The following is an 8,505-nucleotide window of genomic DNA, read 5'->3' on the forward strand; positions in this document are numbered from 1 at the left end:
AATAAAAATTAGATGCAATGGTTACGTAGGGAGGGTATGAGATGAGACTGGAACGTTTAAATTACAATAAGATCAAAATTTTCCTAACATTTGATGATTTATCAGAACGAGGATTAACGAAAGAAGATTTGTGGAGAAATGCACCGAAAGTACAGCAACTATTCCGTGATATGATGCAAGAAGCAAATAAAGAATTAGGGTTTGAAGCGGATGGTCCGATTGCTGTGGAAGTATTTTCTCTACAAGCTCAAGGTATGGTTGTAATTGTAACAAAAGAAAATCAAGAAGTGGATACAGAAGATGAGTTCCGTGACGAGTTTATTGAAATGCAAGTGACTCTTGATGAAAGTGAACATATACTTTACGAGTTTGCTACATTAGATGATGTAATCAATTTGTCAAATCGCTTATATAACCTTGGTGTAACTGATGGGAAGTTGTATACATGGGATAATCGTTTTTATCTTTGGATAGAAGAAGAAGAGCAATTTCAATTATTGAAGGCGGATTTTATAGCTATTTTAGCGGAATACGGTAATCCGTCAACAGCAACAATTTATCGCATAATGGAATATGGTAAAGAATTAATGGATTCTCAAGCAATTGAACAAATATACAATTACTTTGTGAAAAAGCAAAACCTCAGCTAATGTAACGTAGCTTGAGGTTTTATTTTTATGCAGCTGAAGATTGGAAAATCTAAAATCTATAAAGCGAAGTTTAGGCAACAATACTAGCCGAACTGTATTTGAAAATTTGATCAGTATTTCTTGATGAAATATTGATTTTATTGAATGTGTTTTGGTGAAAATAAAAAATATTTAAATATTTAAGTATTTTACTTTTCTAAAAGCAATAAAAGGACTATAATAATAGTGAAAACGCTTGCAACGCGAAATAGTTTGTATATATTTGTTAGCGTTTTCTATTGCATTCCAAATTTAACGGTGTATACTAGGCAATGAAGGTTTACTAAACAAGTGAAATTACAGGGGGTTTACTTACTATGGTAGCCGAAAAGGGAACTCAAACGAAAACACAACAACAAGGGGAACAACATTTTGAATTGTTAAATTCAACACAAATTGTAATTAATGAAGCATTAGAAAAATTGGGTTATCCAAACGAAGTATATGAATTATTGAAAGAACCAATTCGTATGATGACAGTGAAAATTCCAGTTCGTATGGATGACGGGACTGTTAAAATATTTACAGGATATCGTGCACAACATAATGATGCTGTTGGTCCAACGAAAGGCGGAATTCGCTTCCATCCAAACGTAACAGAAAATGAAGTGAAAGCACTTTCTATTTGGATGAGTTTAAAATGTGGTATTGTTGATTTACCATACGGTGGAGGTAAAGGTGGAATCATTTGTGACCCACGTGAGATGTCTTTCCGTGAATTAGAAAGATTAAGCCGCGGTTATGTACGAGCAATTAGCCAAATTGTTGGTCCGACAAAAGATATTCCGGCTCCAGATGTATTTACAAACTCACAAATTATGGCATGGATGATGGATGAGTATAGCCGTATCGATGAATTTAATTCACCAGGATTTATTACAGGTAAACCACTTGTATTAGGTGGATCACACGGACGTGAAACAGCGACTGCAAAAGGTGTAACAATTTGTATTCGTGAAGCTGCGAAAAAACGTGACATTGATATTAAAGGTGCACGCGTTGTTGTTCAAGGATTTGGTAACGCGGGTAGCTTCTTAGCTAAATTTATGCATGATGCAGGCGCGAAAGTAATTGCAATTTCAGATGCTTATGGCGCATTACATGATCCAAATGGATTAGATATTGACTACTTACTAGATCGTCGCGATAGCTTCGGTACTGTAACAAAACTATTTAATAATACAATTTCAAACAAAGAACTATTAGAACTTGATTGCGACATTTTAGTTCCAGCTGCAATTGAGAACCAAATTACAGAAGAAAATGCTGATAAGATTAAAGCGAAAATTGTGGTTGAAGCTGCAAATGGCCCAACTACATTAGAAGCAACAAAAATCTTAACAGATCGTGGTATTTTACTTGTTCCAGACGTATTAGCAAGTGCTGGTGGCGTTACAGTATCTTACTTTGAGTGGGTACAAAATAACCAAGGTTACTACTGGACTGAGGAAGAAGTAGAACAACGTTTAGAAAAAGTAATGGTAAGATCATTCGATTCAATTTATGAAACATCACAAGTTCGTAAAGTAAACATGCGCTTAGCTGCATACATGGTTGGTGTTCGTAAAATGGCTGAGGCTAGTCGCTTCAGAGGTTGGGTATAATATATAATGTTTTGAGAAAACGTGATTTCCTTTCGAGGGGATCACGTTTTTTTGTTGAAGTATTAAATTGAGGTGTTGTATATGGAAAATGAAATGATGGAACGAGTAGAACAATTAGAAGAAAAGGTTAAGAGGTTAGAGGGAGAACTTGCAAGAACGATGGAAGCCAGAAAAACAAGTATCGTTCGGGTGTTCGGGGAAGGGTTACTGTTTTTAATATTTGGTTTGGTTGTAGTAGGGCCGATTATCGCCGTTGTAATCTCAATTCTTACTTGGCTTGCTGAAAAATAAAATAAAAACAAAAAGAACGCTTGTTCTGCACGAACAAACGTGCTATACTCTCCTTAGATAAACAAAACGGAAATGATTTTAAGGAGAGATAAATGATGAAAATGACAGTAGACCAAAGAATTATGATGCCAGCGGATGTTGTAGAACGAGTGGAAGTATTACGAAACAAGCAAAGTAAGCGTGGCACATTATTACAATCAGTAAATAAATTTTTCGGTTTAGATACGAAAGAAGATTGTGTTTGGTTTTACGGTTTTTATGGAGTGGCTGTAAGTATTTTATTATTTATGGTATTCACATCAAATATTTTCGATTTTATCTTCGCATAAGAAATATGCTATAAGGACATTGCTACCGAATACATATAAGGAAGTAAGGTAATCTTCTAAAGCGGGAGTTGGTAGTAATGGCGATGTTTCCTATAGAGCGTAACTATATTGGATATGGAAGTTCACGACCGGGAATGCCTCTTTCTAAAGTAAGGTTTATTGTAAGTCATGATACGGGGAATCCTGGTAGCAATGCGATAGGGAATCGAGATTACTTTAATGAAATACAACCGAAAGCTTCGGCGCATACATTTATAGATGATAAAACGATATTGGAAATTATTCCTATAAATGAAGTTGCGTATCATGTTAGATATGGTGTGCCGACGGATAATGACTTATATGGTTATGATGCGAATAAGGCTGCCATTGGGGTAGAACTTTGTTATGGCGGTGATGTTAACTTTTGGGAAGCATATACTCGTTTTACGTGGTATCATGCGTATTTATGCCAAAACTTCGGTTTGAATCCAAAAAAAGATATCGTATCACATAAAACATTGGATCCAGCTAGAAAGATTGATCCTGAGAATGTATTAGGGAAACAAGGTATTAAATTTCAGCAGTTTTTAGCAGATGTCTATCGGATGTATGTTTCGTTTAGATGACAAATATATGAAAAATGAATACAATAAAGATAGGTGCCTACTGCTGTAAGTAGGTTTTTTCTTGTTTATATAAAATAGAGCAGAGGTAGAAGACTAGGAGTGAACTGAGTATGCAAAAAGAGACAGTTATTATTATCGGAGGCGGTCCATGCGGATTAGCAGCAGCGATTTCGTTGCAAAAAGAGGGGTTAAATCCGTTAGTAATCGAAAAAGGAAACATTGTAAATGCAATTTATAATTATCCAACTCACCAAACATTTTTCTCCTCTAGTGAAAAATTAGAAATTGGTGAAGTGGCTTTTATTACAGAAAATCGTAAGCCATTTCGTAATCAAGCGCTTGCGTATTATCGTGAAGTAGTAAAGCGTAAATCTGTACGTGTAAATGCATTTGAACGAGTGGAACAAGTTCAAAAAGATGGTGATGTTTTTAAAGTTGAAACGACGAAGCGTGACGGAAACAAAGAAATATATGTGGCAAAATACATTGTTGTCGCAACTGGATATTATGATAATCCGAATTATATGAATGTACCTGGTGAGAAACTTGAGAAAGTAGCTCATTATTTCAAAGAAGGACATCCTTATTTTGATCGAGATGTCGTTGTAATAGGTGGTAAAAATTCAAGTGTAGATGCGGCGTTAGAGCTTGTTAAATCGGGTGCACGTGTAACAGTTCTATACCGTGGTGGGGAATACTCGCCAAGTATTAAGCCGTGGATTTTGCCGGAATTTGAGGCGTTAGTACGAAATGGGACAATTCAAATGCATTTCCATGCGCATGTAAAAGAAATTACTGAGCATACGTTGACGTATACAGTAGATGGTGAAGCAAATACAATTCAAAACGATTTTGTATTTGCTATGACGGGTTACCATCCAGACCACAATTTCTTAACAAAAATGGGAGTTCTGATTGATGAAGCAACAGGGCGTCCGATTTATACAGAGGGTAGTATGGAAACAAACGCTGAAAATATTTTTATTGCAGGTGTAATTGCTGCGGGGAATAACGCAAATGAAATATTTATCGAGAACGGTAGATTCCATGGAGATGCGATTGCGCACACCATTGCATCAAGAGGAGAATAAAAAGCAGCTGTCGAAAAACTCGACAGCTGCTTTTTTAATCGTGCATATACATATTTTGGATTGTTTCGTGAGAGTTTGTATTCTCTAATGCGACTAACAATTTAATACGTGCCTTTTGAGCGTTTAAACCGTATGTGAATATAACACCCATATCTTTTAGTTGTTTGCCCCCGCCTTCATACGAATATACATCTTGAACGATACCGTTGAAACAGCGAGACACTAATACAACAGGAATTCCTTTGCTTATTAACCGTTCTAAACTAGGAAGTGTTCGTGGAGGTAAATTACCTTGTCCAAGTGCTTCAATAACAATTCCGTCTACTGGTAGTGTTTCGATTGCTGATAATAATGTATCATCCATACCTGCGTATGCTTTTAGAACGACAACGTTTTTAGAAATCTGTCGTACTGCGCATGTTTCGTGATGCACTAAAGCATGATGGAAAACAACACCGCGTTTTGTTACCATGCCAATTGGTCCGTACTGTGGACTTTGGAATGTCGCGACATTACTTGTGTGCGTTTTTGTTACATTTGTAGCGCAATGTATTTCATCATTTAATACGACTAAAACACCTTTTTCAGCAGCTTCATTACTGCTAGCAACTTTTACAGCTGATAAGAAATTATATAGACCATCAGCACCTAATTCATTACTAGAACGCATTGCTCCTGTCACAATGATTGGGATGGTTGCTTGAACTGTTAAATCAAGAAAATAAGCTGTCTCTTCTAATGTATCGGTACCATGCGTAATGACTACGCCGTGAATATTATCTTGTTTTACTCTTTCGTCAATGATGACTTGTAATTGTAGCATTTCGCTAGGAGTCATATGAGGAGATGGAAGATGGAACACATCTTCGACAATTAAATCAACATCGCCTTCTAAATCAGGAATAAATTTCAAAAGAGGATTCTTTTCACCTGGTTGTACAACCCCAGTTTCTTTATCTTCTTCCATTGCAATTGTTCCGCCTGTGTGTAAAACTAGGATTCTTTTCAATGCTTATACCCCTTTCAAGTTGAAAAATACATTTAGAACATAACATGTTTTGAGTAAATTCGACAATGAAAATGTATAAAAGTATGCTTAGAAAATGACAATAAAATGAATTGCTTTAAGCGTTTGCTGGTAAGTGGTTATTAGATTAGGTTTTGTTTATATAAATTTACGAAATTAGATGTGTAAGTATAGAGGGGAAGGAGTGAGTTTTTTGGAAAAAGTGGAAAGAATTATAATTCGTATATTGCTGATTCAATTTATTTGTCTTTCTATTGTTCAACTACTTTTTATACATAAATCTTCAGTGAAATATTTATCGAAAATTGTTTATTACGAAGGTGTCGTCACGAAAAATAAGGCGCAAATCTTACAGGTGAATAAGTAGTTTTCATTTTCTTCTATGGTGGATTATGCTACAATAATTGAGGATTTAATGACGTGAAGCAAATGGGAAGAAGCAGGGGGAGAATACCTGCTTTTCGTTTTGTTTTATAAGTGAAAAATGAGGTGTTACAATGGATAAACGAATTTCGATTGCTATAGATGGTCCAGCAGCAGCTGGGAAAAGTACAGTTGCAAAAGTTGTTGCAAAAAAACTTTCATATGTTTACATTGATACAGGCGCAATGTACCGTGCTATTACATATGCAGCCCTTGAACAAAAAGTGGATCTTGAAAATGAAGAAAAGTTAATGGAAGTTGTAAAAAATGTGAATATTGAATTTCAGCAAGGGGAAAATACACAACTTGTATTTTTAAATGGACAAGATGTTTCTGAAGTGATTCGTACGCCTGATGTGACGAATCGCGTATCTATTGTAGCAAAGCATCGTCTTGTTCGTGAAGAAATGGTACGTCGTCAACAAGAATTAGCTGAAAAAGGCGGCGTAGTAATGGATGGCCGTGATATTGGTACACATGTACTACCAGATGCTGAAGTGAAAATCTTTATGCTTGCTTCTGTAGAAGAAAGAGCAGAAAGAAGACATTTAGAAAATATGAATAAAGGTTTCGATTCTAATTTAGAGCAGTTAAAAGAAGAAATTGCTAGGCGTGATAAATTAGATTCAGAACGTGAAGTTTCTCCTTTGAAAAAAGCTGATGATGCATTGGAATTAGATACAACTTCTTTATCAATTGAAGAAGTGGTCCAAAAAATTATGGGTATTGTTTCAGGAGTATTTGCGAAATAAAGAAAGAGGGCTATCCTCTTTCTTTATTTTTTTTGAAATGTAAAGGATACGTGAATTATAAGTCTCTTTTCTTGACAAATGGGCTAATTTGTAAGAAGTTAGTTACAGAGGAGAAAAACTGTCAGAATATATTCGCTATTATATTTCAAATCATACTTTCTTCAAGATGATTTTGCTGTATACTATTTGTATAGGTTTAATATAGTTTCTTGTGAACTGTATTGAAACAGAATATGTGATGATAAATTCTTAAACATGCAAATGAAAACATTTGTTTTCATTTCGTATATACATAAAAATGCTTTGTCAATTCTGTAGGGAGGTATTTCCATGGTAGAGAAAATGAATGAAGAAGTTATGAATTCAAAAGAATTACAAGTTGGTGACGTTGTTACAGGTTCTGTAACGAAAGTTGAAGAGAAACAAGTGCTTGTAAATGTTGGATACAAAACAGATGGCGTAATTCCGATTAGTGAATTAGCTAACGTTCATATTGAAAAAGCAAGCGATGTTGTAGAATTAGATCAAACACTAGAATTGAAAATTATTAAATTAGAAGAAGATGATCTTGTTTTATCTAAACGTGCTGTTGACGCAGAAAAAGCGTGGGTAGAATTACAAGAGAAATTTAATTCTGGTTATGTATTTGATGTTACTGTAAAAGATATCGTGAATGGTGGATTAGTTGTGGACCTTGGTGTTCGTGGTTTTATCCCAGCTTCACTTGTAGAAGTACATTATGTAGAAGACTTTGCTGACTATAAAGGGAAAACATTAGCGGTGAAAATTGTTGAATTAGACCGTGAAAAAAATCGTGTAATCCTTTCGCATAAAGCTGTAGTAGAACTAGAACTAGATTCTAAGAAAAAAGAAGCCATCTCTTCGTTAAAAGAAGGAGATGTTGTTGAAGGGACAGTACAACGATTAACGGATTTTGGTGCTTTCGTTAACGTTGGTGGTGTGGATGGTTTAGTTCACATTTCACAAATTTCACATGAACGTGTAGAACAACCTTCTGAAGTATTAGAGCAAGGTCAAAAGGTAAAAGTAAAGGTGCTATCTGTTGATGCGGATACACAACGTATTTCTTTATCAATTAAAGCAGCTCAGCCAGGACCTTGGGAAAATGTTGCTGGCGAAATAAAAGCTGGAGATATTCGTGAGGGAGTAGTAAAACGCCTTGTTACATTCGGTGCGTTTGTTGAAATTTTACCTGGTGTTGAAGGGCTTGTACATGTATCTCAAATTGCAAATCGTCACGTGAAAAATCCAAATGAAGTATTGGCAATGGGGCAAGAAGTAAAAGTGAAAGTGCTTGAAGTCCATGTAGCGGAAAAACGTATTTCTTTAAGCATAAAAGAAACGCTTGAAGAAAATAATGTAACAGAAGATTATAGCCAATATGAGCCAAATGCTGATTCAGCTACTTTCCAGTTAAGTGATATTATTGGTGAACAACTGAAAAAATTAAAGAAATAAAGAGGGGTACAAGTGGTAAGGGCAAAACGTAAATTAGATCATATTGAATATGCTCTTTCTACTGGTCAGTCTCGTACGCATGGCTTTCATGATATTGATTTTGTGCATCAAAGCTTGCCAAATTCAAGTTATGACACTGTAACATGTGAAACAAAAATCGGCGAACTTTCACTAAGTTCGCCGATTTTTATCAATGCGATGACTGGTGGTGG

Annotated in this window: 10 protein-coding genes and 1 pseudogene; 10 read left to right on the forward strand and 1 reads right to left on the reverse strand. The window is 35.4% G+C overall.

The features are described 5' to 3' along the window. Window positions 1-41 precede the first annotated feature (41 nt). The 6 genes from BAQ49_RS07975 to BAQ49_RS08000 all read left to right on the forward strand — a co-directional run bounded on the left by BAQ49_RS07975 (window position 42) and on the right by BAQ49_RS08000 (window position 4,612). Window positions 42-650: a genetic competence negative regulator gene (locus tag BAQ49_RS07975; RefSeq protein ID WP_001235405.1), complete on the forward strand. Its 609-nt coding sequence runs from the start codon at window positions 42-44 to the stop codon at window positions 648-650. A 356-nt stretch (window positions 651-1,006) separates the two neighbouring features. Then, complete coding sequence (gudB, locus tag BAQ49_RS07980; RefSeq protein ID WP_071744887.1) at window positions 1,007-2,293, forward strand: NAD-specific glutamate dehydrogenase; 1,287 nt, start codon at window positions 1,007-1,009, stop codon at window positions 2,291-2,293. 81 nt (window positions 2,294-2,374) lie between these two features. Further along, window positions 2,375-2,584: a hypothetical protein gene (locus BAQ49_RS07985; RefSeq protein WP_071744888.1), complete on the forward strand. Its 210-nt coding sequence runs from the start codon at window positions 2,375-2,377 to the stop codon at window positions 2,582-2,584. Between the two features lie 92 nt (window positions 2,585-2,676). Next, entirely contained in the window at window positions 2,677-2,913 is a 237-nt protein-coding gene (locus BAQ49_RS07990; protein WP_071744889.1) for a DUF3961 domain-containing protein, read from the forward strand. 77 nt (window positions 2,914-2,990) lie between these two features. Further along, window positions 2,991-3,521: a peptidoglycan recognition protein family protein gene (locus BAQ49_RS07995; protein WP_071744890.1), complete on the forward strand. Its 531-nt coding sequence runs from the start codon at window positions 2,991-2,993 to the stop codon at window positions 3,519-3,521. Window positions 3,522-3,631: 110 nt separating this feature from the next. Then, window positions 3,632-4,612, forward strand: a complete 981-nt coding sequence (locus BAQ49_RS08000; RefSeq protein ID WP_071744891.1) for a YpdA family putative bacillithiol disulfide reductase — start codon at window positions 3,632-3,634, stop codon at window positions 4,610-4,612. Between the two features lie 34 nt (window positions 4,613-4,646). Here the strand turns inward: BAQ49_RS08000 and ansA are convergent, their stop codons facing one another. Beyond that, window positions 4,647-5,621 carry an asparaginase gene (gene ansA, locus BAQ49_RS08005; protein WP_071744892.1) on the reverse strand — a complete coding sequence of 325 codons (975 nt, stop codon included), beginning with the start codon at window positions 5,619-5,621 and terminating at the stop codon, window positions 4,647-4,649. A gap of 211 nt (window positions 5,622-5,832) precedes the next feature. On the opposite strand from ansA, the gene BAQ49_RS32820 reads away from it, so the two are divergent. The 4 genes and pseudogenes from BAQ49_RS32820 to BAQ49_RS08020 all read left to right on the forward strand — a co-directional run. Then, a complete protein-coding gene (locus BAQ49_RS32820; protein ID WP_083595865.1) occupies window positions 5,833-6,006 on the forward strand; it encodes a DUF5359 family protein in 174 nt (57 codons plus the stop codon). Window positions 6,007-6,136: 130 nt separating this feature from the next. Next, window positions 6,137-6,814 (forward strand): (d)CMP kinase, encoded by a 678-nt coding sequence (gene cmk / locus BAQ49_RS08010; protein ID WP_071744893.1) that lies wholly within the window; start codon window positions 6,137-6,139, stop codon window positions 6,812-6,814. 330 nt (window positions 6,815-7,144) lie between these two features. Then, entirely contained in the window at window positions 7,145-8,293 is a 1,149-nt protein-coding gene (gene rpsA, locus BAQ49_RS08015) for a 30S ribosomal protein S1 (RefSeq protein ID WP_071744894.1), read from the forward strand. 12 nt (window positions 8,294-8,305) lie between these two features. After that, window positions 8,306-8,505 (forward strand): annotated as a pseudogene (locus BAQ49_RS08020) (type 2 isopentenyl-diphosphate Delta-isomerase); the annotation flags it as partial.

This window comes from Bacillus proteolyticus (genome assembly GCF_001884065.1).
GTDB classification, from domain to species: domain Bacteria; phylum Bacillota; class Bacilli; order Bacillales; family Bacillaceae_G; genus Bacillus_A; species Bacillus_A proteolyticus.

What these genes read in the sequence shown, in the direction of transcription:
- BAQ49_RS07975 (WP_001235405.1), top strand. Translation starts at nt 42, where the DNA reads ATGAGACTGGAACGTTTAAATTACAATAAGATCAAAATTTTCCTAACA.
- gudB (WP_071744887.1), top strand. Translation starts at nt 1,007, where the DNA reads ATGGTAGCCGAAAAGGGAACTCAAACGAAAACACAACAACAAGGGGAA.
- BAQ49_RS07985 (WP_071744888.1), top strand. Translation starts at nt 2,375, where the DNA reads ATGGAAAATGAAATGATGGAACGAGTAGAACAATTAGAAGAAAAGGTT.
- BAQ49_RS07990 (WP_071744889.1), top strand. Translation starts at nt 2,677, where the DNA reads ATGATGAAAATGACAGTAGACCAAAGAATTATGATGCCAGCGGATGTT.
- BAQ49_RS07995 (WP_071744890.1), top strand. Translation starts at nt 2,991, where the DNA reads ATGGCGATGTTTCCTATAGAGCGTAACTATATTGGATATGGAAGTTCA.
- BAQ49_RS08000 (WP_071744891.1), top strand. Translation starts at nt 3,632, where the DNA reads ATGCAAAAAGAGACAGTTATTATTATCGGAGGCGGTCCATGCGGATTA.
- cmk (WP_071744893.1), top strand. Translation starts at nt 6,137, where the DNA reads ATGGATAAACGAATTTCGATTGCTATAGATGGTCCAGCAGCAGCTGGG.
- rpsA (WP_071744894.1), top strand. Translation starts at nt 7,145, where the DNA reads ATGGTAGAGAAAATGAATGAAGAAGTTATGAATTCAAAAGAATTACAA.